Below are 24,545 nucleotides of genomic sequence, written 5' to 3'. Positions count from 1 at the left end.
TTCCTTTAATGGCGGGTGAGCCATTGATGAAACAGACGGGTAACCAACGGCATCCACAGGAATACCACCAGGGCGACAACGCTGGCATCATTGAGTAAATGCCCAGCCAGCGTGCCGCTCAGTTCCGGCAGCAGCTTGCCCCAAAACCAAGGCACCAGATTGGTCGAAGGGAAAATCACCAGCAGGGTGATTAAAAACTGTTTCCACTTGGCCGGTGGCCGCACGTTGGCGCTGGCAGGTGTGAACCAGAACTCGGCTCCGGGGCGGATCTCAATATGATCGCTCCCCTGCAGCAGTGGTGTAACTTCTTCGATATATTTCAGTCGCTGTGGCGAGTGGATCCAGCGGTATAAATTGTCCAGATTATCGAAGCGTACCAGCACTGTATAAGCCTGCTGATTACCGGAGGGGCGGATGACGTTAACGCCTAGATGGCCGTCAAACTGGGCGGCATCGGGCATGATGCGTTTTAACCAGGCTTCATAGGCTGGTTCCTGGCCTGGAGCCAGATGGTGAGTGATCACCAGCGTAACGTGTTGCTGATGGGACATGGATCCAGCTCCTGAAAAACCCCGGCGCGCGGCCGGGAGGGTAATGCGGTCAGTCAAGGTGAGCCCTGCGCGGTTTTACTTGCCGCTGCGAGCCGGGGCGTGATGCACCAGAGTGTAAGCATAGTCAACGCCCATCCCGTAGGCACCGCTGTGTTCACGTACCAGATCCATCACCGCATCGTAGGTTTCTTTACGTGCCCAATCGCGTTGGTACTCGAGCAGCACCTGTTGCCAGGTCACCGGAATGGCCCCAGCCTGCACCATGCGATCGATAGCGCGCTCATGGGCATCCACCGAGGTGCCGCCAGAGGTGTCTGTGACCACATAAACCTCATACCCGGCTTCCAGTGCCATCAATGCCGGAAAGGTCAGGCAGACCTCGGTCCACAGGGCGGAGATCACCAGTTTTTTACGGCCAGTGGCCTCCACGGCTTTAACGAATGCCGCATCTTCCCAGGAATTCATCGAAGTACGTTCAATCGGGGTGAGTTCTGGATGCACCGCCAGCAGTTCCGGCCAGATATAGCCGCTGAAACTTTCGCTTTCGACCGAGGTAAAAATAGTGGGGACATTAAAGATGCTGCCGGCTTTGGCCAGCGCTACCACGTTGTTTTTCAGCTGTTGGCGATCGATATTGGCCACGCCAAAAGCCATTTGCGGTTGATGATCGATAAAGATGAGTGCGGAATTTTTTGGATCAAGCAGTTCAAACTTCGACATAATGTACCTTCCAATTGTATTACCGTGAATAAGACGGATGCGCTGTATCAATGGAATGAATGGTAGGTAGGTGCCGTTTTCAAAGATAGCGTAGAATTTTTACCTTCTTGTTAAGTTTTTTTATCTATGGGAGAAAGGGGTGAGACTAAACCTGGAAGCGCTATTGATCCTGGACGCGCTGGATCGTCATGGATCATTTGCCGCCGCGGCCGCCGCGCTGTTTAAAACGCCTTCTGCCCTGAGCTACATGGTGCAGAAACTGGAGAGCGATCTGGCGATTACGCTGCTCGATCGCTCCGGCCACCGGGCAAAATTCACCGCTACCGGCAAGCTAATGCTGGAAAAGGGGCGGATATTGCTGCGTGCTGCGCAAGATCTGGAGCAGCAGGCGCGCTATGTAGAAAGTGGCTGGGAGAGCGATCTCACCCTGGCGGTGGATGCATCGTTCCCTTTTGCCCGGCTGTTACCGCTGATTGATGAGTTTTACCGTAATCACCACCACACCCGGCTGCGTTTCAGTCATGAAGTGCTGGCTGGCTCCTGGGAGGCGCTGATACACGGCTGTGCCGATATTATTATCGGTGCGATTTGTGAGCCACCTTCGCGCGCTGGCTATGCTTTTAGCCCGCTAGGGCAGTTGGAGTATGTGTTTGCGGTAGCCCCGCACCATCCGTTGGCCGCCCAGCCAGAACCGTTGCAGAAAAGCACCATCCGCCAGCATCGGGCAGTGGTGGTTCATGACTCATCGCGGGTGAATTCACCGCAAAGTCTGCACGTGCTGGATGAGCAGGATCAACTGACGGTATTCAGTTTTGAGGCCAAATTGCAGGCGCAGCTGGCCGGGTTGGGCTGCGGCTATCTGCCTTATTATCTGGCAGAACCTCATCTGAAAACCGGCCAGTTGGTGGCGAAAAGCGTGGAAGCAGAGCGTGATAGCGACACTGCCTACTTCGGCTGGCGAGAAAGTGCTACCGGCTTGGCCAGCCTCTGGTGGCGTGAGCGATTGCAAGCTTATGCCGTGATGGGGGAATGATTCTGTCAGGTTAGCAGAGCAGGCTAACACGTGGTCTGTTCTTGCCTTCCAGGGGCGGCATCCATGAACGAAACGTCATGATGCTGATTTTTAACTTTGCTTTACCACTTTTGTTATTTTGAGCGCCGATCCGCTTCGCTGATACTGAGAAAAATAGCCTCAGCGAGCCGGAAAATGCCCTCAGCCAAACCCCATAGCCACTATCTGCACGACGAACAACGTGCCTGGATCCAACAGCTTAACCGGCAATGGGTCTGGCGGCTGGAGCTGCCGACCTGGGGCATTATGCTGCTGGTTTACGGCAGTTGGTTCGGTGTGGTGCATTACTGGCAGCAGCTTGGCCCCTGGCTGGGCGCACCGCTGCTGACGCTGGCGACTACCTGGTATCTCTCGTTGCAGCATGAGCTGATCCACGGCCATCCTACCCGCTGGCCACGGCTCAACCAACTGTTCGGCCTGCTTCCCCTGGCGGTGTGGTATCCCTACGGGCTGTACCGCGACAGCCATATTCAGCATCACCGTGACGATCATCTGACCCAACCTGCCGAAGATCCGGAAAGTTACTATTTCAGCCGGGCGCAGTGGCAACGGTTTCCTGTTTTGCTGCCTCTGTTGGCCAAGGTGCGTAACACCCTGATTGGGCGAGTCACGCTTGGCCCAGCATGGGATATTGCCGCCACGCTGGCGAATGCCCTGAAAGCCATATTGGCAGGGGAACTGCGTACCTTGGCGATGTGGCTGGTACACGGCATTCTGTTGGTGGCTCTGCTCGCCTGGCTGCAAACACAGGGCATTTCTGCCGCCTTTTATCTGCTGGCGGTGAGCTACCCGGCGCTGGGGTTGACCAAAATACGCTCGTTCTATGAGCATCGCGCGGTGGACGCTCCGCAGGCACGTTCTATTATTAATGAGGCCTCTTGGCCTTGGCGGCTGCTGTTTCTCAATTTGAACTATCATTTAGTGCATCATGATTTACCCGGTTTGCCTTGGTATGGCCTGCGAAAAGTCTATCTGGCAGAGCAACAGGCCTACCGGCAACGCAGCCAGGGGTTTGTGGTGCAGGGCTATGGCAACTGGTTTGTCGACCATGCCGTAACGCCAATTGCTGTTGAAGTACACCCGTTTGAACAGGAGAGTGTCGGGAAACAGCATGTGATACGCTGGACCCATACCGCGCAGGATTTTCCAATCGATCTGGCGAAATAGCCGGAAAGCACCATCAAAGAGGATAAAGCATGGCTATTACCCCATTACGCGCACGTTTTTTGGCATTGGCTTTGACCGTTCTGGCGGGAGCCAGCGGTGTTGCACAGGCGGCTGATACGGTACGCGTGGGTTCTAAAATTGATACCGAAGGTTCGTTGCTTGGCAACATCATTGTGCAGGTGCTGGAGGCCAACGGCATCAAAACCACCAACAAACTGCAGCTAGGCACCACCAAGGTACTGCGTGGTGCGATCACCTCCGGCGAAATTGATATCTATCCGGAATACACCGGTAACGGTGCCTTCTTCTTCTCCGATGAAAAAGATCCGGCGTGGAAAAACGCTCAGGCCGGGTTCGAGAAGGTGAAAAAGCTCGACTATGACCAGAACAAAATCGTCTGGCTGGATGCCGCCCCGGCAAACAACACCTGGACGATCGCCGTTCGCCAGGACGTGGCGCAGGCCAACCATCTGAAAACCCTGGCAGATCTGGCCAAGTGGATCAACGACGGCGGTAAGTTCAAACTGGCGGCATCGGCAGAGTTTATCGAACGCCCGGACGCGCTACCGGCCTTCCAGAATGCTTATGGCTTCAAGCTTAATCAGGATCAGTTGCTGTCACTGGCTGGCGGCGATACGGCGGTGACCATCAAGGCAGCGGCGGAACAAACCTCTGGGGTGAATGCGGCGATGGCGTATGGGACCGATGGCCCGGTAGCTGCGCTGGGGTTGCAAACGTTGGAAGACCCACAGGGCGTACAGCCAATTTACGCCCCGGCTCCGATTATTCGTGAAGCAACGCTGCAGCAATACGCCAATATCGCCGAACTGCTCAAACCGGTATTCGCTACGCTCGACGGCCCAACCTTGCAGCAGTTGAATGCGCAGATCGCCGTAGAAGGCCAGGATGCCAAACAGGTTGCGGTCAATTATCTGAAACAGAAAGGGTTGATTAAGTAACCTTGATTTGACGACTGAATCTGATATTGCTCCTCACCCCAACCCTCTCCCACAGGGAGAGGGAGCTGGTACGGAGCAGCCATTAAGGGCAGGATTCAATCTGTGGCATGAGTAATCCTCTCTTCCTTTGGGAACTGATACGGAGCAGGATTCAATCTTTAGAACGTTTAATCCCCTCCCCGCAGGAGATGGAACGGATGCGGCATTGGGGTTAGGTGCTGGAGCCTATTTGTGGCACGTTCAGTCCCCTCTCCCTGTGGGAGAGGGTTAGGGTGAGGGGACGTCAGCTTACGCGTAGCTATGCATTCTGCGCTTAACTGGCTGATTAGACCCTGGGAGTGATTTTGATTATTGTCTTGAAAAACCGCGTATTACTGACCTTGTTTATTTTGCTGCTGCTTGCGGCCTTTGGCCTGCCGTTCCTCAGTTATGCCCCTAATCGCCTGCTGTCTGGCAAGAGTATCTCTCTGATTTCACTGTTGCATGGCCCGGCGCTGTGGTTGCTGCTGCCATTACTGGCGTTAGCCGTACTCAGCCTGTTGACCCCCACGCGCAATCGGGCGCGGCTGACCGCCTGCGTTGCCGCTGTTCTATTGGCGATGATCTTTTGGTTGAGCGGCTACACCGCTCAGCAACTGGCATTGCAGGGCTCGCCGTTGGCACGCACTTCCTGGAGCAGCGGCTGTGCGCTAATGGCAGCATTAAGCGGCCTGATCGCTGCAGATGCCATGACGCGGATCACCCCCTCGCACCTGTGGCGCATTCTAGGTAACGCCCTGGTGCTGCTACCTGCTGCGCTGTTGCTGTTTACCCATCAGTTGGACCAGCTTTCCCTGCTGAAGGAGTATTACAACCGGCAAGAGGTATTTGATGCCGCGTTACTACAGCATTTGACCATTTTGCTGGCTACCTTGGTACCGGCTCTGCTGATTGGCGTGCCGTTGGGTGTGTTGTGTTTTCGTTCAACCCGCTGGCAGGGTCCCATCTTCTCTACGCTGAATATCATCCAGACCATCCCTTCCATTGCGCTGTTTGGCCTGTTAATCGCCCCGTTGGCCGGGCTGGCGGCGGCGCTACCTTGGCTGGCTAACTTGGGTATCAGCGGTATCGGCATGGCCCCGGCGATTGTGGCATTGGTGCTCTATGCCCTGTTGCCGCTGGTGCGCAGCGTGGTCGCTGGTTTGCAAAGCGTGTCCGCCAGCGTGATTGAGTCCGCCAGCGGCATGGGAATGACGCGTGGGCAGATTTTCTTTGGCGTACAGCTGCCACTGGCATTGCCACTGTTCCTGACCGGCGTGCGGATCCTGGCGGTTCAAACTGTGGGAATGGCGGTGGTGGCCGCGCTGATCGGTGCCGGGGGTTTTGGTGCGATCGTGTTTCAAGGATTACTCAGCAGTGCGCTGGATCTGGTGCTGCTCGGGGTGATCCCGGTGATTGCCATGGCGGTGATCGTCGATTCGCTGTTTAAATTCATAATTTCAATGTTGGAAGTGACTGCCAGATGATTAACTTTGACCGGGTAAGCAAGATTTTTCAGGGGAAACCGGCGGTGGACGATCTCTCGTTGAGCATGGCGGAAGGGGAGTTTACCGTGCTGATCGGCACTTCCGGCTCTGGCAAATCCACCACTTTGAAGATGATCAACCGCCTGATCGAGCATGATAAAGGCAAGATCAGGTTTGCCGGTGAGGAGATCCATAAGTTCAAGCCGCAGGATTTGCGCCGCCGAATGGGCTACGCCATCCAGTCGATCGGCCTGTTCCCCCATTGGACGGTAGAAGAGAATATCGCCACGGTGCCGCAGTTGCTGAAGTGGCCACGGGCACGGATCCGCGATCGGGTGACTGAGCTGATGGAGCTGCTGCAACTGGAGCCGGAACAGTTCCGCCGCCGCTATCCACATCAGCTCTCCGGTGGACAGCAACAGCGGGTTGGGGTGGCACGGGCGCTGGCCGCCGATCCTGAGGTGTTGCTGATGGACGAACCCTTTGGTGCGCTCGATCCGGTGACCCGGGCCTCATTGCAGGCTGAGATTGCCCGCATTCATCAACTTTCTGGCCGCACCATCGTACTGGTGACGCACGATATCGATGAGGCGCTGGGGCTGGCCGATCGGATCGTGCTGCTCGATCAGGGGCGAGTGGTGCAGCAGGGCACTCCGTTGGAGCTGTTAACCAACCCGGTGAATGATTTTGTGCGTGACTTCTTTGGCCGCAGCGATCGGGGGATCAAGCTGTTGGCGTTGGGCACGGTAGCCGAAAGGGTGCGGCCGGGCGAGGCGGAAGGGGAACCCATCCAGGCCATGATGAGCCTGCGTGAGGCGCTGTCGGTGTTTGTTGCCCGAGGCAGCGAACGTTTACCGGTGGTTGACGAACTGGGGCAAGCGCTTGGCGTTTTGCATTTCAGCGATTTGATTACACACAAGGCGCTATCATGAATATCACGCGCTGGTGGCGCGATCCGCTGCCGTGGACATTTACTCTGCTAGTGGCGTTGGTCTTCGGCATGAACCATCTGCACGGCCTGTTTGCTGCTTGGTTCCCACAGTTGGATAGGCCGGTGTATCAGCAGGACAGCTTCTTCTCGCTGGTTGTTGCGCATTTATCGCTAGTAGCCGTGTCGAGCCTGATTGCGGTAATGATTGGCGTAACCGCTGGCATTGCGGTGACGCGCGGTGCCGGGCGGGAGTTTCGCTCATTGGTGGAAACCGTGGTTGCCGTTGGGCAGACTTTTCCACCGGTCGCGGTATTGGCGGTGGCGGTACCGGTAATGGGCTTTAGTGAGCAGCCAGCGATTATTGCGCTGGTGCTGTATGGGTTATTACCGATCCTGCAAGGCACCTTGACCGGGATAGAGTCGGTTCCGGCGGGGACACGTGAAGTAGCTCAAGGGGTTGGGATGAACCGCTGGCAAGTTTTGTGGCGCGTTGAGTTGCCGTTGGCGGCCCCGGTGATCGTCGCGGGGATCCGTACTTCGGTGATTATCAATATCGGCACGGCGGCGATAGCCTCGACGGTGGGCACCAAAACGTTGGGAACGCCGATCATTATTGGCCTGAGTGGCTTCAATACGGCGTATGTGATCCAGGGAGCGGTGGTAGTGGCGTTGTTGGCAATCATTACCGACATGCTGTTCGAACGCTGGGTATGCTACCTCACCGCCTGGCGTCAGCAACGGCTGACTGTCTCATCTTCTGCGGGGTAACTTCCATGGCGATAGTCTCTTTACCGATGTACGGCGTTAGCCACCAACAGGTGGAACCGTTCTGGCAGGCGCTACGCGATAAGCTGCGGCAACTGGGTATGGCGGAGGTTCCCCAGACGCTGAGTTGGCCGCAGGATTTGCCGCAACACTGGCAGCGGCCGGATCTGCTACTTAGCCAGACCTGCGGTTATCCATTGGTGACGGTGCTACCACAGGTACAGCTGGTGGGCACTTACCATTACCGCGTGGAAGGTTGCAGCGGAGCGAACTACAGCAGTTGGCTGGTAGTGCGTGAGGATGAACCGGCTGAACGGCTAGAAGATTTTCGCGATCGCGTGGTGGCGTATAACAGCCGGGATTCGCAGTCGGGGTATAACAGCCTGCGAGCCTTGATTGCCCCGTTGGCGCGAGAAGGGCGTTTTTTCCGCCAGGCGATCGCCTCTGGCAGCCACTATCAATCACTGGAGATGATCCTGGAGGGGAAAGCGGATATTGCGGCCATCGACTGTATCAGCTTTGCCCTGTTAAAACGGGCGCGGCCACAGGCCGTTGCTGGGCTGAAGATTATTGGCCGTACCGCAGCGGTACCGGGCTTGCCGTTGATCACGGCGGCCGGAACCCCAGACTCACAATTGGCTATCCTGCGCACTGCGGCCAGTGCAATGGTCAACCATACGGCCAGTGAAAGCCTGCTGATCGGCGATTTTAGTCTGGTGCCGCGTGCCGCTTATCAGCGGGTGGCCGAGCTTGAAAGGCTGGCGGCCAACGCTGGCGTAACGGCGTTATAAAGCAGGTTATTTCGCTTGGATAGTGGCCGTTGGGGCGCTATCGGCTGCGGCATCGTTGGTGGTTGTGGTCTCTTCTTGTGGCGTGGTGGAACGGGTGTACATATTCAGCCCGGCCAGAAAGACGCCGCTCAGAGAGCCGAAGGCGCATAAGGCGATGACGATGAGGAACGCTTTTTTCCGCATAATGATGATTTCGCAGGTTGTCCAGAACAGCGGGAATTATAGCCCCTTCACCGGGTGAAACAACACTCGTTTAATTGGGGGTATGCGGGCTGCACCGATCCTCTCGTCTTTTTGGGTGGGATCTGGTTCACAATTGATGTTCAAAGGTTTTGCGAGGCGGATTCAGAACCCATTCGTTCATAATGTGCGCCGATGACAGCCTATGGTAGGTTTTTTTATGTTAAGTCCAAGGATGACCGACATGAAAAAAGCCACCTCCACCCCGCATGATGCGGTATTTAAGCAGTTCCTCACCCATCCAGACACGGCCCGTGATTTCCTGGAATTACATGTGCCGCCTGCCTTACTGCAGTATTGCGATCTGAACACGCTAAAGCTGGAACCCGGTAGTTTTATCGAGAGCGACCTGCGTGCCCATTACTCTGACGTACTTTACTCGTTGCGAACCGAGAGAGGGGATGGTTATGTGTACGTTTTGATCGAACATCAAAGCTCGCCCGACAAACATATGGCATTTCGTTTAATACGCTATGCCATTGCGGCAATGCAACGCCACCTTGAGGCAGGACACGACCAGCTTCCTCTGGTTATTCCTGTGCTCTTTTATCACGGCCAGGTGGCGCCTTATCCTTACTCAATGAGTTGGTTAGAGGAATTCAGTGAGCCTGAACTAGCCAGGCAGCTCTATGCGGGGCATTTTCCGTTGGTTGACGTTACCGTCATTCCGGACGATGAAATCATGCAGCACCGCCGCATGGCCATTCTTGAGTTGTTGCAAAAGCATGTACGCCAGCGTGACCTGGTTGAGCTGTTAGAACAACTGGTCACATTGTTGTTGGCCGGATACACTACCAAAGAGCAACTCATATCATTGGTGAACTATATGCTGTTGGTGGGGAAGGCAACCGAGCCGGAGACGTTGCTCCGTGAGTTGGCCAGACGCGCACCGCGGCATGAGGAGGAATTGATGACTATTGCAGAATATCTTGAGCAAAAAGGTTTCGAGAAAGGGATAAAGCAAGGCATGGAAAAAGGGCGGGAAACCGTGTTGGAAATAGCGAGTTCTATGCTGGCTGAAGGCTTTGAACGTGCCATGGTGATGAAGTTGACCGGTCTTTCGGAAAACGATTTGGCACAAATTCACCACTCACATTGACGGCCGGGCTGGTGACATAGTGACACCAGTTTTTTATTCCCCAGCAGACAGGCTAAGGGAAGAATGCCTGCTTCCCTTTCCTTGTGTGGTACAAATGCCTTACTTCACGGCCGGTTGCACCTTGGCCGGGCGGGCAAACAGATATTTACCCAGCGTCACCAACACCACCGCCGAGACGATAATCACCAACGCCAGCCACTCGCGCGGGCCCAGGGATTCGCCAGCAAAACCGACGCCGAGCAGTACCGCTACCACCGGATTGACGTAGGCATAGCTGGTCGCTACCGCCGGGCGTACGTTTTTCAGCAGGAACATATAGGCGCTGATCGCCAGCATCGAGCCGAAAACAATCAGATAACCGAGCGCCATAAAGCCGCTGAAGGTGGGCATTTTATCCAAATGCTCACCGCTCAGTTGGCTGGCGATGGTCAGCACCACGCCGGCCACCAGCATTTCTGCGGCACCGGCCATCGGCCCGGCAGGGAGCGAAATACGTGAGCCGAGTACCGAACCAAAAGCCCAACTGGCGGAAGCCAACAGGATCAACAGCGCGCCGGTCGGGTTACCCACCAGGTTATTGCCGGTATTGAGCAACACAATGCCCACCAGGCCAAGGGCGATGCCGGTCCACTCCAGTTTGGTATTGCGGATGCCCCAAAACATGCTGAAGCACAGGGTGAACAGCGGAACCGTAGCGACCATCACCGCGGCAATGCCGGAAGGCACATCCTGATGCTCGGCTACCGTGACCAGGCCGTTACCCACGGCCAGCAACAGAATGCCAATGGTGCCAGCGGCGACCCACTGTTTCAGGGTGGGCAGGGCATGGCCCCGCAGCAACAGGAAAACGAACAGGATGATACCGGCAATCAGAAAACGAATGCCCGCCATCATCAAGGGAGGCCAGCTTGCCACTCCCACTCGGATAGCGAAGTAGGTCGATCCCCAGACAATATATAACGTAAACAGCGCCCCGATTAACGGCAGGAGATGACGATTTTGTTGGCTCAGCATGGGTTATTATTCGGTAGGGTGAAAAATCGTTAGGACACTCAGTAAACCTTAAGGCATGGCCGATAAGCAATGCTTTTTTGCCCGTTGAGTGCTGTCGTGGTACCGGGGGAGGCCGCCAGTCCCTGGCCTAAATCAAGGGATTATGATTGGGAGATCTGGTAGGCGCAGCGGCGGGCACCGGTAAGAATATGTTCGCTGCGCTCAACCTTGGCTTGCAGCACCTCGGTAAATACGTTCAGCTCGGCGCGGCAAAATCCTTGGCAAACCGCTGCGGCGCTGCAGATGGGGCAGTGATTCTCCACTAGCAGAAACTCGCCGTCTTTATCTTCACTCCACTCGGCCATATAACCTTCACGGCAACGGATGGCTGCCAGACGAGCAACACGTTCACGTAAATCGGCTGCACCGATCATCGCCTGTTTATAATTAATTCGGGTCTCCTGCTCTCGGCTGTCGATCAGCAGCTCCATCGCCTGTTCACCCAGTTTGTCACGCACCGTGCGCAACAGTTGGGCGGTCAATTCGGCATGGGCGTCGGGAAAGTGGGCGTTACCTGCGGCGGTCAACTGCCAGAGCTGTACCGGGCGGCCAACGCCACGGGTTTCGGCCTTGGCTTCCACCAGACCTTCTTTTGCCAGCTTGACGAATTGCTGACGAGCCGCTTCACCGGTGGTGCCGAGTACTTTTCCTGCTTCTGAGGCTTGCTGCGGACCGTGGGTTTTCAACAGCTTCAGCAAGCGATCACTGACCGAATGTGCGGTGCATTCGCCATTTTCCAAGTTAATTCTTGACATATTACAGCGCCTCGCCCTTAATTATTCCAAGATATTGCTTGTTAAATTTAGCCTAATAGCAAGATCAACTCAATGCCATTCCTCTGAAAACAGGACGATAACCGTGATAACCGATGAGAACAGCCGTTGGAGCGATCTCTTTTCCGGCAAAAATGCCGCCAGTGCCATCGCACTGTCACTCGGCGTCGCTTTGCATGCGATCAATATTCTGGTGGCAACCACCATTCTACCTTCGGTGGTACAGGACATCGGTGGGTTGGATCTCTATGCCTGGAACACCACTCTGTTTGTGGTGGCCTCGATATTAGGCTCGGCGCTGTCGGCACGTTTGCTGAGTGGCTACGGGGCGCGTAGCGCTTATCTGGTGGCGTCGCTGTTCTTTATTGTGGGCGCGATGCTGTGTGCGCTGGCCCCTTCCATGCCGGTGATGTTGATTGGCCGCACGGTACAGGGGTTTGGTGGTGGCCTGATCTTTGCACTGTCCTACGCGATGATTAACCTGGTGTTTGAACAGAAACTCTGGCCACGCGCCATGGCGTTGATCTCAGCAATGTGGGGGATTGCTACATTGGTGGGGCCTGCCGTCGGCGGGATTTTTGCCGAGTTGAACGCCTGGCGCTGGGCGTTCGGTATTCTGTTGCCGATCATGGTGCTGTACGCTGCCTTTACGTTCCGTATCCTGCCCAAAGGTAAACCACAGCAGCGGCCAACGCCGTTACCGCTGATACAGTTGCTGCTGCTGGCTGGCGCGGTATTGGTGGTGTCGGCTGGCAGCCTGGCAGATAGCGGTTGGCTAAATGTGGGCGGCATCGTGCTGGCGTTGCTGTTGTTGATTGGGTTAATCCGGCGTGAGGGACATTCCCGCGCTCGCCTGCTGCCACATCAGGCACTGCGTCGTGGTTCGGCGCTGGCTTCGCTGTACGCTACGGTAACTCTGTTGGTGATCGGCATGACCAGCGAGATCTTTGTGCCTTACTTCCTGCAAACTCTGCATGGTCAGTCACCGCTGATTTCCGGCTATATTGCGGCCACTATGGCGGCGGGTTGGACTCTGTCAGAAATCCTTAGCTCCGGTTGGCGCGGCGTGGGGATCCGTTTGGCGATCATCAGCGGGCCGATTTTGGTGCTGCTTGGTTTGCTGGGGTTGGCGGTACTGATGCCTATTCCCTCTAATGGCCACTGGCAGGCGCTGTGGCCGATCGTGCTGGCTTTGACGTTGGTCGGTTTCGGGATCGGTTTTGGTTGGCCGCACTTGCTGACGCGCATTTTGCAGGTGGCTCCTCAGGCCGATAAAGATATCGCCGGGGCTTCCATTACCACGGTGCAGCTGTTCGCCACGGCGTTTGGCGCGGCGTTGGCGGGGATGGTCACCAACCTGGCCGGATTTACCACGCCGGGTGGCATCGAGGGCGCGGCCTCCGCTGCCCATTGGCTGTTCTTGCTGTTTGCCTTGGCCCCGCTGTTGGCGATCTACAGTGCCTGGCGCAGTGCGGCCATTGGCCAGCCAGCCGAGGAGTCTGGCCATTCTCCGAGCACATCGACTTCCTGATAACGAAACGGTGAGCGAACTAAATAAATCAGCCGCCATCCCTGGATGGCGGTTTTTTCAAGATGGCGCAAAGAATCTTATGTATAACGATGATCACGGTAATTGAAAAAAATACCGAGACGATAAGTTTGGATATTCCCGCGGGTGCAGAGTAGAGAGAGTTAGCGCCGATCCCGGCACCGGCCGTAAAAAATGAAGACAAAACCAAGCCGATGATGACGGAAAGGGCCCAATAGGTTTTTTCATGTTTTCCTTGGCAACGACCTCTGGCTTAAGTGGTACAGTATTCATCACCGTTATTTAGTTTAACCTCCATCCATACGGTTGCCGATGGATGGAGGGTTTTAGGATTTGGTTTTTTTAAAGATGGCACAAATAACTTTATGAAGCACCATGATAAAGTAAATTGAAAAAACCATTGAGACGACAAGTTTGGATATTCTCTCTGGGGCCGAGTAGAAATGATTAGCCTCAATTCCGGCACCGGACAAAAAAATTGAGGATAAAATCAGCCCGATGACGACAGAGACGATCCAATAGAGTTTATTCATGTTTTTTTCTTACCAGCTACAACCGCCGCTGCCATTTTTACCACTGCAGCTGCCTGAGCTTTTATTTCCGCCAGGGCCAGTGCCGACATTACCACCTCCTCGGCCACCATCTTTGAAACAGCCGCCGGTTGCAGCGCCATAAGCCAGGCCAGCAGCCATACCTCCCGGACCACCAACAGTGCCTTTAGCCATGTTTGCCAGCATACCTTCGATACAATCGGTATTGCCATACTTGTTATAGAAACCACCGGAGCTATTTCCGGCACTATTATTGCCACGGTTGTTGCGCTTTCCTCCGCCGTTATCCGAACGATCGCCACCATTATTACCTCGTCCGCCAGCTACATAGCCTAATAACGATAAGTCAATAACTTCCATAGGAAACTCCTTTTGATGAGGTGTTTTTTGAGTGTATTTTTCTAAATGCAAGTTATTATTAACTCATCCGTAATGGTATATCAATGGTTTTTTGAAGAAGTGATCGTGATATTTTTATTTTTAATGGTTGTCGTAAGTTTAATATGTAATATGTTTTTAATTCCCGTGGGTAATCTAAGGGCTTATTAGGCTACCGATAAGGTTGTTAATATTAATCATAAGTTTAACTGAATGGCCTAAAATAAATATTTTAATTATATCATTTAGCCGTTTAATACTCATTCAAGTGTGAAACAGGTGGGGACTGGGCAGGTTAGAGGACCGTTGAGCGCATGGATGCGCAATTCGAGTCTTTATGAACGGTTCCACGGCGTGTCGGTGTTCTACATGCTTCCTATCTGTCGCACCATTATGTAAAGCTATTTAGCTGAGGGGGATATGGGCAATTTTGTACAAACGCCCGATCTCACCGAGTGCTAGAATGAGTTTCGATCCGCGTGGAAGGTAGGTATGGCAGAGAGTGTGAGCCGGAAAGGGCGTCAGGAACAGGCTAATTTCATGCACGTCGACGATCTCGGCGGGCTGGAAGTGTTGCAGGCCACCTATCGCCGCCAGACCTTCTCCCGCCACAGTCACGAGGGGTTCTGCGTTGGCGTGATTGACGAGGGTGCCCAGCGTTTTTACCGTACTGGCGGCGAGCATGTCGCGCCGTTGGGCAGTGTGATCCTGGTCAATGCCGATGATATCCATACCGGCAGTTCCGCCAGCGAAGACGGCTGGTCCTATCAGGCCATGTACCCCAAACCGGAGCTGTTGGCGTTCTTATCGCGCGACCTGAAAACCGTCGCCGGGGCCACGCCCTATTTCCCAAATCCAGTGGTACAGGATGCCGGGCTAGCCGGGCAATTGCGGTTAGCCTTCGGCATGATGCGCAGTAACGAAAACCGCCTGGTGAAAGAGACATTGGTGTTTTCGGCGCTGACCTGGTTAATGCTTCGCCACGGCCAAAGCCGCATAGAGCCTGCCACGCAAAGTAAGGCACAAAGCCAGATCGCGCGGATCAAAGCCTTCCTGGATGATTTCCCCGAGGCCAATATCTCCCTGCTGGAATTGGCAGAGAAAGCCGGGCTGAGTCCTTATTATTTGCTGCGTCAGTTTCAACAGGCGACCGGTTTGCCGCCCCATGCCTATCAGATCCAGGCGCGTTTACGTAAAGGGCGCCAGCTGTTAAAGGCGGGCAATAGCGTGCTGGAAACGGCACTGGCCTGCGGTTTTCACGATCAGAGCCATTTCCACCGCCATTTTCGCAAGTCCGTCGGCGTGACGCCCGGTGACTATGTCAAAACGCTGAGATAAATACGCAAGCGAATACAATACTCGCCCTCTTTCCTGCGCTATTCTACTCCTTCGTTCTAAGGAGAAAAGAATGACTTACCAATCAACACTCACGGAGCCGCCAACGTTGCGCCTACGCCCGGCCTTGCAGGGTGCGGTGGCGATCCTGCCGCTGTGCCTGGCGGTATTGCCCTGGGGGATCCTGGCTGGGTCAATGGCGATCCAGAGTGGCCTGACGGCGGCAGAGGGGCTGGGGATGTCGGCGATTGTGTTTGCCGGGGCCTCCCAACTGGTGGCGATGGGGATGATCAAGACCGGTGCCGGTATGCTGGCGATCCTGATCTCCACCTTTTTTGTCACCGCCCAGCACTTCCTCTACGGCCTGCGCCTGCGGGAATGTATTGCTCCGCTACCGCTGAGGTGGCGTGTCGCACTGGCGTTTTTGCTGACCGATGAGCTGTTTGCTCTGACCGGCGATCATGGCCCGGCGCGCTTTAACCGTTGGTATGCTCTGGGGGCTGGTCTGGCGTTTTATTTGAGCTGGTTCTTTGCCACCTTGCTCGGCGTAGTAGCAGCCAGCAGCATTGATCTGGATAGCTACGGGCTTGATTTCTCGATCGCCGCGACCTTTATCGCCATCATTGTGCCGTTGGTACGCAACCTGCCGGTGCTGGCATGCGTGTTGACATCATTGGTGCTGTCGATTGGTTTGCACCATTATCAGGTGCCGGGCGCTTTGATTATTACCACCGTGGTGGCGATGTTGGTTGGGCTGCTGTGCAGCAGGGGGAAAGAATGATCTGGCTGACCATTGTGTTGATGGGCGTGATCGTCTTCTTCAACCGCTACTGTTTCCTGGCACCTGGACTGCCGGTGCGCTTATCGCAACGGATGAGGACCCTGTTGAGCTTCTCTGTACCTGCGGTACTGACTGCCATCTGTGGGCCAATCATCGCTTTCAACGGGGATGAGTGGCGCGCACTGCCAGAAAACCCTTATCTATGGGGAGCCGTGTTCGCTATTGTTCTGGCCGTTTTCCTGCGCAATACGCTGGCGGTCGTGGTGTTGAGTATGCTGATGTTTATTCTGCTACGTACACTGCTGTAACCCACGCCCCACAATATTCCCCCTGAATCATTCAGGGGGAGAGCATCACATTGCCATTGTCATTTCAAACTGACGCAACGGATCTTCACGCCAGCCAAGGTGCTGGAAGAAGGGCGCGACGTCGTCCGGAACAAACACGTTGGCCGACAGCGCCAGTGGGGCAAACTGTGCTTGCAGCGCTTGCAACAGACGGCGCGCCTGGCCCTGGCCGCGAAGCGCTGGCGGCACATAAATCATGCGCAGATGACACTGCTGTGCGCCCGGTATCACCAAAGCAAAAGCCTGCTGGTCCAGCGTGAAGGCGCGCGGGGTGCCGGGCAGCTTGTACAGCGATTCTGGAGCGATCAACCACGGCAAGCCATATTGGCCGTCGGCGGTCATCCGTTGGGCAAGTGCCAACGGGTCGATCTGTTGCAAGGCTGCTGGGGATTCCGGGCTTGCCAACGGGGCGTGAAATCCCAATAGCGTGCGGGTGATGGCCAAGCCAGCCTGTTGATACAGCGCCAGTGCCGCTTGATTACCGGCGATCACCTCCAGCGAAAGCCGGCGATCGCCTCGCGTATGGGCATCCGCGATAATCCGTTGCATCAACGTCCTACCTAACCCTCTGCCACGCATTTCCGGGCGGATAGATAAGGCCGCTACACGGCTATGTTGGCCCCGGCGCGCGATCAGGGCCAGCGCCACCGGGTGCTGCTGGTGGGTGACGATGATACTGTGATTCAGGCTGAGGTCTTCGGCGGCAAAGCGGCTGCTAAAGGTTTCGCCGTCGATCACAAAGGGAACAATGTAGTTCTCAAAACAGTGGCTGAGTATTTGCGCCAACTGCATACTGCTGTAGGGCAAGGCGGTGTGAAACTCGAACTGGATATCGATAGGCATGGCGGTTCCAAAGGCAGCGATGAGACCACTATATCTAGCTGCGATCGGCCAATCAGGCAAGTATTAAGCTGTTTGTGCCGGATTTGTAAGCAACAATCGTGATGAAAAAGCCGGGCGAATTCGCCCGGCAAAGTCACTTCAAAAATAGCCGTAGCTATAAATTGCAGTAGTGGTTATGTGTTAAGCGTAAATCAGAACTGGTAGGTCAGAGCCACGGCAATCACGTTGTCGGTTTTCAGACCCAGCTTATTGTTGTCATCAAGCTGGTTGATTTTATAATCCACATAGGTGGACATGTTTTTGTTGAAGTAATAGTAGGTGCCCACGTCAATATATTTTACCAGGTCGGTGTCACCGATATTTTCAATGTCTTTAGCCTTAGACTGGACATAAGCCAGTGACGGGCGTAGGCCAAAGTCGAACTGATATTGCGCAACCACTTCCACGTTCTGGGTTTTATTGGCAAATCCGCTTACGGAGGCAGGGGCATTATTAATGGTCGCGGTGCCGGAAATTGGCGTCAGGTTATGGGTTTCGGCATAGGTAGCCGCCAGATACACGCTGTTGGCGTCGTATTTCAGGCCTGTTGCCCACACGTCGGCTTTATCACCTTTGCCATAGCTGCTCTGTTTCTGGCCGGTAGTCCGGTTAGAAGAGGCATAGGCGGCCGTAACGCTGACGCCATCGATGATTTCGTAGCTGGAAGACAGACCGAAGCCGTCGCCGTTAGCTTTGCTGTTGGCGCGTGCATCGTTTTCGTTCTTGCCCTGGTACTGCAACGCAAACTTCAGGCCGTCGACCAGGCCGAAGAAGTCGTTGTTACGATAGGTGGCCACACCGTTGGCACGGCCGGTCATAAAGTTGTCGGTTTTGATATAAGTGTCATCGCCGAATTCCGGCAGCATATCCGTCCAGGCTGCAACGTCGTAAATAACACCGTAGTTACGGCCATAGTCGAATGAACCAAAGTTTTTCACTTTCAGGCCAGCAAAACCAAGACGAGTTTTAGTGTCTTTAGTGCCATCCGATTCGCTATGGTTGGCGGCGATCTGATATTCCCACTGGCCATAGCCGGTGAGCATATCGTTAATCTGGGTTGCCCCTTTAAAGCCGATACGCACGTAGGTTTTATCACCATCATTGCTGGTGTCGTCAGAGAAATAGTGCAGTGCTTTTACCCGACCATAAAAATCAAGCTTATTGCCATCTTTATTGTAGATCTCTGCTGCCTGTGTAGTCTGGGCAATGAAAAGTGCCGCAATAACGGCAAGAAGATTAGGTTTCATGGTGTTCCCTTATTTAATATACCCTATAAATTTCAAACTGCGGCTAGGCGCCAAACTTTCTCATCCTCAGGAGCTTACTTATAGTAAGTGACCGGGGTGAGATAGTGCCGGGAACAACGCGGCAGTTTGAAAGATGACGGGGATACGATTGAAAGACGCTTATCATCAGTTGTCTCGTTGTTTTACTTTGCTGCCAGAGTTAGCGCAGCGCAGATTTTTTACCGCAGTTGTGTGATGTATTTATGACAGATCAGGTGAATGGATATCGAATGGTGAAAAATAACCCAGGAGGTGCGTTTTTTGTTGCAGATGGGCGGGAGTCTGTTGTGCAAACATGCGAAGTTATGCGCAAAAATTCAATGTCCCACAGTGGGAGAAGGGGCTTCCTTGAGGCGTGTTTCGCAATGTTGGCAAACCAACCGTAACTCGGGCTGACGCCGCGGGCGGTCTGTGGGACAATAGCGCCATCATTTCGTTTAGATAAGAGTTGAATGGCGCTTTCCCCCGCAGTTAAAGATCAGATCGGCCAATGGTACAAAGCCCTGCAGCAGCAAATACCGGATTTTATTTCGCGTGCCCCTCAGCGGCAGATGATTGCCGAAGTAGCGAAGACCCTGGCCGGGGATTACCCGCGCCATCTGGCGATCGAAGCGCCCACCGGCGTGGGTAAAACGCTCTCGTACCTGATACCGGGTATTGCCGTTGGCCGTGCCGAAAGCAAACCGCTGGTGGTCAGTACCGCCAACGTGGCGCTGCAGGATCAGATCTACAGCAAAGATTTACCGCTGTTGAAAAAGATCATTCCCGATCTGAAATTCACCGGTGCGTTTGGCCGTGGGCGCTATGTTTGCCCGCGCAATCTGGCGGCGATGAGCACCGACGTGGTCGAGCAGGGCGATCTGATGCTGTACCTGGACGAAGACGAACTGGCGCCATCCAATGGTGAAGAGCAGGCGCTGTGCCAAAAGCTGGCGAAAGCCCTGGCGCGCCATGAATGGGATGGCCTGCGCGATCACTACCAGTTATCGATTGATGACCCCCTATGGGGCAAGCTGAGTACCGACAAGGCCAACTGCCTGGGGCGCAACTGCCACTATATTCGTGAATGCCCGTTCTATATCGCCCGCAAAGAAATTGAAACCGCCGATGTGGTGGTAGCCAACCATGCGTTGGTGATGGCGGCGCTGGAAACCGAGTCGGTATTGCCGAACCCGAAAGAGCTGCTGCTGGTGCTGGACGAAGGCCATCATCTACCGGAGGTGGCACGGGATGCGCTGGAGATTGACGGTGAGATCACCGCGCTGTCAACCAACCTCCAGCTCGATATGATCGTGCGCCAGGTAGAACAGTGCATGACGCAATACCGGCCAAAGAACCCACCGGGGTTGGCCAATAGCGAACGGCTAAAAAACCACTGCGAAGAATTGCGTGAGCTGATCCAGATTATTGAGCACCAGGCTAACGCCTATCTGCCGCCAGACAGCGGCAACGCCGAATATCGCTTCGAAATGGGCGAACTGCCTGCGGAGATGGTCGAGATCTGCGCGCGTCTGTTCAAACTGACGGACGGCCTGCGCGGCCTGGCTGAGTTTATTCTTAACGACCTCACAGAGCAGACCGGCAAGCACGACATTGTGCGACTGCATCGTTCCATCATCCAGATGAGCCGCACGCTGGGCTATCTGGAGGCGATGAGCAAACTGTGGCGGTTGGCGGCAATGGATAAATCCTCCAATGCGCCGATCTCCAAATGGATTGCGCGTGAACTACGCGATAACGTTACCCATCTTTACCTGCATTGCGTGGGCATCCGCGTCAGCGATCAGTTGGAAAAACTGCTGTGGCGCAAGGTGCCGCATGTGGTGATCACCTCGGCAACGTTACGTTCATTGAATAGCTTTTCACGGCTGCAAGAGATGAGCGGGCTGAGCGAAAAGGCGGGCGATCGCTTCGAAACGCTGTCTTCGCCGTTTAATCACGTCGAACAGGGTAAAATCGTCATTCCCAAGATGCGTTTTGAACCGGCGATGGCCAACGAGGCCGAGCATCTGGAAGAGATGGCGCGCTTTTTCCGTGGCGAGCAGGCTAGCGGTCAGCATAAAGGGATGCTGATCCTGTTTAGCAGCCACCGTGCGATGCAGACCTTCCTCAGCTATGTCACCGATCTGCGTCTGATGTTGCTGGTGCAGGGCGATCAGCCACGCTACCGGCTGGTGGAAGAACACCGTAAGCGGGTAGAGAAGGGCACTGCCAGCGTGTTGGTCGGGCTACAGTCATTTGCCGAAGGTTTGGATCTGAAAGGTGAACTGCTGACCCAGGTGCATATCCACAAGATTGCCTTCCCGCCGATCGACAGCCCGGTGATCCTCACCGAGGGTGAATGGCTTAAATCTCTCAATCGTTACCCGTTTGAGGTGCAGAGTTTGCCAAGCGCGTCGTTTAACCTGATCCAACAGGTGGGTCGTCTGATCCGCAGCAACGAGTGCCATGGTGAGATCGTGATTTATGACCGCCGCCTGTTGACCAAGAGCTACGGTTCACGCCTGTTGGCAGCACTGCCGGTGTTCCCGATCGAACAGCGTGAGGTGCCGGAAGCGGACAAAGCCCATAAAGCGGCGTTAAAATCTGCGGCAGAGGCCGCCAAGAAAGAGAAAAAGCGCAAGAATCCGTTTGCTCGCCGCCGTACCCGCTAACAAATGTATTCTGGCAAAAAACAACTTTCTAACTACTATTGAGGCTTGCTCTTCAACCCCGTTGCTCAGGTGAATTATGGTGGAAATATCTACGTTGTTGTTATTCGCTGGTGCCTGTCTGGCACTGACGGTGACTCCTGGCCCGGACATGTTGTTGATAGCTTCCCGAAGCCTAAGCCAGGGGAAAAGTGCTGGCTTCGCTTCGTTGGCCGGGATACAGCTGGGAACCTATTGCCACGCCTTGGCGGCGGCGCTGGGCCTTTCACAGCTGTTTGTCGCGCTGCCGCTGGCCTATGATGCAGTACGTTTGTTAGGGGCGGCCTATTTACTGTATCTGGCATGGAAAACGCTGCGTTCAGGCAGTAGTTTGCAGGCCTCTGCCGGGTTACAGGCCGTTTCAGTGAGGCGAATTTTTCAGCAGGGCTTGTTGACCAATATTCTCAATCCGAAAATGGCGCTGTTTGTGCTGGCGCTATTCCCGCAGTTTATCAATCCGCAGAGTGGTTCCGTGGTGGCTCAGATGCTGATTCTGGCCACTATCTTGAATGCTATTGGTCTGGTGATTAACGGTGCCGTGATCCTGGTGGTAAACCGTTTAAAAAGCCGCTTTACTGGCCGCCAATTCAGCGCTCGTTGGCCGAATTATTTGTTGGCAGGAGTATTTGCCGGGTTGGCTTGCAAGCTTATTTTCGACAGTCGGAAATAAGCTTCAGAGCATTGCCTCAAAGGCAGCACTGGCTGGGCAATCAGGCTGTGCGCTGTACATGACCAACCGCAGGTGGTTGTCTTCATCGACAATAAACGAGGCGTGTTCAAACGTCACTTCGCCTACCCCTGCAACCAGGAAAGTGCGTTGCCCCTGGCAGCGGCCATGAATATCGTGCTGTTGCCACAGCTGGCGAAATTGGGGGGACACATCGCTCAGAGCCTGAACGCGTTGCAACATGGTGGCATCTTGCGGGGCGCGGGCGTAATCACGGCGAAAGCTGGCCAGAATTTGTGGGGCCTGCTCCAGCCATCCTATCAACCGCTGATTGAGTTCGGGATCGGCAAACAGCATCCACAGCATATTGCGCTGTTCTGGCTGACGCTCAGCGAGGGTAAACAGGCGGTCCGCCGCCGGGTTCCAGGCGATAATATCCCAACTCAGGTTCATTACATAGGCCGGGCGTAGGGTGAGATCGTCCAGCAAGCGGCGTACCAAGGGGGTAACTTGGCACCATTGATGGCCTGCTACCACCGGTGGCCGCTGATGCGCCAGTAAAAACAGATGATAGCGTTCGGTGGCATCCAGCTTCAGAACCCGTGCCAGATCCTCCAAAAACTCCACCGAAGCGTTGATTTCCCGCCCCTGTTCCAGCCAGGTGTACCAGGTCAGGCCCACGCCAGCTAATGCAGCAACCTCTTCGCGTCTTAGCCCAGGCGTACGCCGCCGCGTACCGCTCGGCAGGCCAACGGCCTGGGGAGAGAGTTTTTCACGCTTCATACGCAGAAAGTCTGCCAACTCTTGGCGGGTTCTATTTAGGGTACGTGGTGGCATCGGCGGGTCCTGTTACTTTCAGTAATAGTATAACTGGCTATATAGTAACAGTTTAAAGCATGTTCCATACTGCCGCCATCATGTTATCAGGAGGCGTTATGGAGCATACCTTGTCTGACAGAAAGGCCGGATTACCTGGGCTACCGGTGTTGCTACTCGGTGGGTTCGTCACCATGTTCGATTTGTTTGTGGTTAACGTGGCGGTGCCGGTGATCCAGCAGCAGTTCAACGCCAGCTTTGCCGGGGTTGGGTTGATTATCGCCGGTTATGAACTGGCTTTTGGTATTTTACTGATTGCCGGTGGGCGATTGGGGGATCGTTTCGGTCGGCGGCGTATGTTTAGCTACGGTATGTTGGCTTTTGCGTTGACCTCGATGCTTTGCGGTCTGGCGGGTTCGCTGTGGGTCCTGATTGTTGCCCGCTTTTTGCAAGGTGCAGCGGCAGCGCTGCTGTTTCCGCAAATTTATGCCTTATTGCGAGTGTTATATGGCGAAGAGCAGCGGCGGCGAGCCTTTGCTCGTTTGGGGATGACGCTAGGGTTGGCGGCGATTTGTGGCCAGGTGTTGGGCGGTTTTATTATCGAGGCCAATATTCTGGGCAGCAGTTGGCGCATGATCTTTCTGATCAACCTGCCGATTGGCGTGCTGGCGGCATTTGCGGCGCGACGCATTCCTGAGTCCAGACTGGCGCAGGCCCAGCGGCTCGATGCTAAAGGTCTGCTGCTGGCCGCTGGCGGTTTGCTGCTGTTACTGTTCCCGTTACTGGAAGGCCCATCGCGTCACTGGCCTTGGTGGATTGCGCCGATGATGGTGCTGGCAGTGGGGCTGTTAGCTTGGTTTGTGCGTTGGGAACGGCAACTTGCCCGTCACTCCGGTGATGCGGTGCTCGATCTGACGCTATTTCGCCAAGGTCACTTTGCCCGCGGCACGGTAATTGTGCTGGCGATTTACTCCACCGCATCCTCATTCTTCCTCTGTTTTGCCCTACTGTTACAGGCCGGAATAGGGCTGACGCCGTTCCAGGCGGGTTGCCTGTTCGCTCCGGCCAGCGCCGCCTTTATGCTGGCCTCCTTTTTGGCTCCGGGCTGGGTGCAACGCTGGGGGAATATTGTGTTGGCTGGCGGGGTGGTGGTCTACGCCAGTGGCATGGTATTGCTGGTGGTGCAGGTGCTATGGGGACGCGCGTTCAGCCATCCGTTACAACTGTTACCCGGCCTGATGATTTTGGGCTTTGGTCAGGCATTGAGCATGACGCCATTGCTTAATTGGGTGCTTGGGCTGGCGAAGGAGCATCAGGCGGGTATGGCAGCAGGCTTGGTGTCTACGGTGCAGCAGGTAGGCGGTGCTCTGGGGATAGCGGCCAGCGGCATGTTCTTTGTTCCGCTGCTGGCCGGGGGTGCAGAGCCACAGCACTATGCCAGAGCCTTTGCTGGTGCTATGGGCTACAACCTGCTGGCGATGCTGGTTGCTTTGGTCCTGCTGCTCTTTACCCACCGGCAGTTAGGTAGGGGCGGTTAACGCATTATTGCGTCGGTTTGTCCGGCGCAATAATGCTAATTACCAACCCCCACCGCCGCCGCCGCCGGAACCCCCACCCGATGAGCCACCACCGGACGA

Annotated in this window: 24 protein-coding genes; 15 read left to right on the top strand and 9 right to left on the bottom strand. The window is 55.0% G+C overall.

The annotated features are described in order from the left end of the window. Positions 1-5 precede the first annotated feature (5 nt). Together IMQ33_RS21155 and IMQ33_RS21150 are read right to left on the bottom strand one after the other, a co-directional pair. Entirely contained in the window at positions 6-551 is a 546-nt protein-coding gene (locus tag IMQ33_RS21155) for an antibiotic biosynthesis monooxygenase (RefSeq protein WP_065686817.1), read from the bottom strand. 75 nt (positions 552-626) lie between these two features. Continuing rightward, positions 627-1,271, bottom strand: a complete 645-nt coding sequence (locus tag IMQ33_RS21150) for a hydrolase (protein ID WP_065686818.1) — start codon at positions 1,269-1,271, stop codon at positions 627-629. Positions 1,272-1,410: 139 nt separating this feature from the next. Here IMQ33_RS21150 and IMQ33_RS21145 point away from each other — a divergent pair, with 139 nt between their 5' ends. From IMQ33_RS21145 to IMQ33_RS21115, 7 genes are all read left to right on the top strand, one after another. Next, positions 1,411-2,304, top strand: coding sequence for a LysR substrate-binding domain-containing protein (locus IMQ33_RS21145; protein ID WP_196061970.1), 894 nt, complete (start codon positions 1,411-1,413; stop codon positions 2,302-2,304). A gap of 174 nt (positions 2,305-2,478) precedes the next feature. Further along, positions 2,479-3,510, top strand: coding sequence for a fatty acid desaturase (locus tag IMQ33_RS21140; RefSeq protein WP_161711824.1), 1,032 nt, complete (start codon positions 2,479-2,481; stop codon positions 3,508-3,510). A 29-nt stretch (positions 3,511-3,539) separates the two neighbouring features. Next, on the top strand, positions 3,540-4,469 hold the full coding sequence (locus IMQ33_RS21135) for an ABC transporter substrate-binding protein (protein ID WP_196061969.1): 930 nt from the start codon (positions 3,540-3,542) through the stop codon (positions 4,467-4,469). 350 nt (positions 4,470-4,819) lie between these two features. Further along, positions 4,820-5,974: an ABC transporter permease gene (locus IMQ33_RS21130; protein ID WP_186531807.1), complete on the top strand. Its 1,155-nt coding sequence runs from the start codon at positions 4,820-4,822 to the stop codon at positions 5,972-5,974. Then, positions 5,971-6,906 (top strand): ABC transporter ATP-binding protein, encoded by a 936-nt coding sequence (locus IMQ33_RS21125; protein ID WP_098928089.1) that lies wholly within the window; start codon positions 5,971-5,973, stop codon positions 6,904-6,906. The genes IMQ33_RS21130 and IMQ33_RS21125 overlap by 4 nt, the downstream gene beginning before the upstream one ends. Further along, the gene (locus IMQ33_RS21120; protein WP_065686823.1) at positions 6,903-7,673 is read left to right on the top strand and encodes an ABC transporter permease; all 771 of its coding nucleotides are present in this window, start codon (positions 6,903-6,905) and stop codon (positions 7,671-7,673) included. Before IMQ33_RS21125 ends, IMQ33_RS21120 begins: the two co-directional genes overlap by 4 nt. A 5-nt stretch (positions 7,674-7,678) precedes the next feature. Further along, on the top strand, positions 7,679-8,461 hold the full coding sequence (locus IMQ33_RS21115; protein ID WP_161711821.1) for a phosphate/phosphite/phosphonate ABC transporter substrate-binding protein: 783 nt from the start codon (positions 7,679-7,681) through the stop codon (positions 8,459-8,461). Positions 8,462-8,467: 6 nt separating this feature from the next. Here IMQ33_RS21115 and IMQ33_RS21110 read toward each other — a convergent pair whose 3' ends face one another. After that, positions 8,468-8,644, bottom strand: coding sequence for a hypothetical protein (locus IMQ33_RS21110; RefSeq protein ID WP_173409588.1), 177 nt, complete (start codon positions 8,642-8,644; stop codon positions 8,468-8,470). 232 nt (positions 8,645-8,876) lie between these two features. Between IMQ33_RS21110 and IMQ33_RS21105 the strand changes: the two genes are divergently transcribed. Further along, the gene (locus IMQ33_RS21105) at positions 8,877-9,800 is read left to right on the top strand and encodes an Rpn family recombination-promoting nuclease/putative transposase (RefSeq protein ID WP_370572117.1); all 924 of its coding nucleotides are present in this window, start codon (positions 8,877-8,879) and stop codon (positions 9,798-9,800) included. 99 nt (positions 9,801-9,899) lie between these two features. Here IMQ33_RS21105 and yedA read toward each other — a convergent pair whose 3' ends face one another. Both yedA and IMQ33_RS21095 read right to left on the bottom strand, forming a co-directional pair. After that, complete coding sequence (gene yedA, locus IMQ33_RS21100; protein ID WP_024527478.1) at positions 9,900-10,814, bottom strand: drug/metabolite exporter YedA; 915 nt, start codon at positions 10,812-10,814, stop codon at positions 9,900-9,902. A 140-nt stretch (positions 10,815-10,954) separates the two neighbouring features. Beyond that, entirely contained in the window at positions 10,955-11,608 is a 654-nt protein-coding gene (locus IMQ33_RS21095; protein ID WP_196061968.1) for a metalloregulator ArsR/SmtB family transcription factor, read from the bottom strand. Positions 11,609-11,711: 103 nt separating this feature from the next. Here IMQ33_RS21095 and IMQ33_RS21090 point away from each other — a divergent pair, with 103 nt between their 5' ends. Beyond that, entirely contained in the window at positions 11,712-13,157 is a 1,446-nt protein-coding gene (locus IMQ33_RS21090; protein WP_098928085.1) for an MFS transporter, read from the top strand. Between the two features lie 560 nt (positions 13,158-13,717). Here IMQ33_RS21090 and IMQ33_RS21085 read toward each other — a convergent pair. Next, entirely contained in the window at positions 13,718-14,086 is a 369-nt protein-coding gene (locus IMQ33_RS21085) for a hypothetical protein (protein ID WP_196061967.1), read from the bottom strand. Between the two features lie 510 nt (positions 14,087-14,596). On the opposite strand from IMQ33_RS21085, the gene IMQ33_RS21080 reads away from it, so the two are divergent. From IMQ33_RS21080 to IMQ33_RS21070, 3 genes are all read left to right on the top strand, one after another. After that, on the top strand, positions 14,597-15,442 hold the full coding sequence (locus tag IMQ33_RS21080) for an AraC family transcriptional regulator (protein ID WP_065686829.1): 846 nt from the start codon (positions 14,597-14,599) through the stop codon (positions 15,440-15,442). Positions 15,443-15,512: 70 nt separating this feature from the next. After that, positions 15,513-16,220, top strand: a complete 708-nt coding sequence (locus IMQ33_RS21075; protein ID WP_074028029.1) for an AzlC family ABC transporter permease — start codon at positions 15,513-15,515, stop codon at positions 16,218-16,220. Continuing rightward, a complete protein-coding gene (locus tag IMQ33_RS21070) occupies positions 16,217-16,528 on the top strand; it encodes an AzlD domain-containing protein (protein ID WP_021805142.1) in 312 nt (103 codons plus the stop codon). Before IMQ33_RS21075 ends, IMQ33_RS21070 begins: the two co-directional genes overlap by 4 nt. A gap of 45 nt (positions 16,529-16,573) precedes the next feature. On the opposite strand, the gene IMQ33_RS21065 is transcribed toward IMQ33_RS21070, so the two are convergent. Then, positions 16,574-17,410 carry a GNAT family N-acetyltransferase gene (locus tag IMQ33_RS21065; protein WP_196061966.1) on the bottom strand — a complete coding sequence of 279 codons (837 nt, stop codon included), beginning with the start codon at positions 17,408-17,410 and terminating at the stop codon, positions 16,574-16,576. 191 nt (positions 17,411-17,601) lie between these two features. Then, a complete protein-coding gene (gene ompC / locus IMQ33_RS21060; RefSeq protein ID WP_196061965.1) occupies positions 17,602-18,696 on the bottom strand; it encodes a porin OmpC in 1,095 nt (364 codons plus the stop codon). A 491-nt stretch (positions 18,697-19,187) separates the two neighbouring features. On the opposite strand from ompC, the gene dinG reads away from it, so the two are divergent. After that, entirely contained in the window at positions 19,188-21,389 is a 2,202-nt protein-coding gene (gene dinG / locus IMQ33_RS21055; RefSeq protein WP_196061964.1) for an ATP-dependent DNA helicase DinG, read from the top strand. A 76-nt stretch (positions 21,390-21,465) separates the two neighbouring features. Next, entirely contained in the window at positions 21,466-22,095 is a 630-nt protein-coding gene (locus IMQ33_RS21050; RefSeq protein ID WP_024527492.1) for a LysE family translocator, read from the top strand. A gap of 3 nt (positions 22,096-22,098) precedes the next feature. Here IMQ33_RS21050 and IMQ33_RS21045 read toward each other — a convergent pair whose 3' ends face one another. After that, positions 22,099-22,929 carry a helix-turn-helix transcriptional regulator gene (locus IMQ33_RS21045; RefSeq protein WP_065686834.1) on the bottom strand — a complete coding sequence of 277 codons (831 nt, stop codon included), beginning with the start codon at positions 22,927-22,929 and terminating at the stop codon, positions 22,099-22,101. A 98-nt stretch (positions 22,930-23,027) separates the two neighbouring features. Here IMQ33_RS21045 and IMQ33_RS21040 point away from each other — a divergent pair, with 98 nt between their 5' ends. Beyond that, positions 23,028-24,446, top strand: coding sequence for an MFS transporter (locus IMQ33_RS21040; RefSeq protein ID WP_196067767.1), 1,419 nt, complete (start codon positions 23,028-23,030; stop codon positions 24,444-24,446). Positions 24,447-24,545 lie beyond the last annotated feature (99 nt).

It is taken from the genome of Serratia sp. Res13-Sevr-LER1-36-b (genome assembly GCF_015673035.1).
Classification (GTDB): Bacteria; Pseudomonadota; Gammaproteobacteria; order Enterobacterales; family Enterobacteriaceae; genus Chania; species Chania fonticola_C.
Note: the sequence above shows the minus strand (reverse complement) of the source record. Positions and strands in the feature narration are given on the sequence as shown.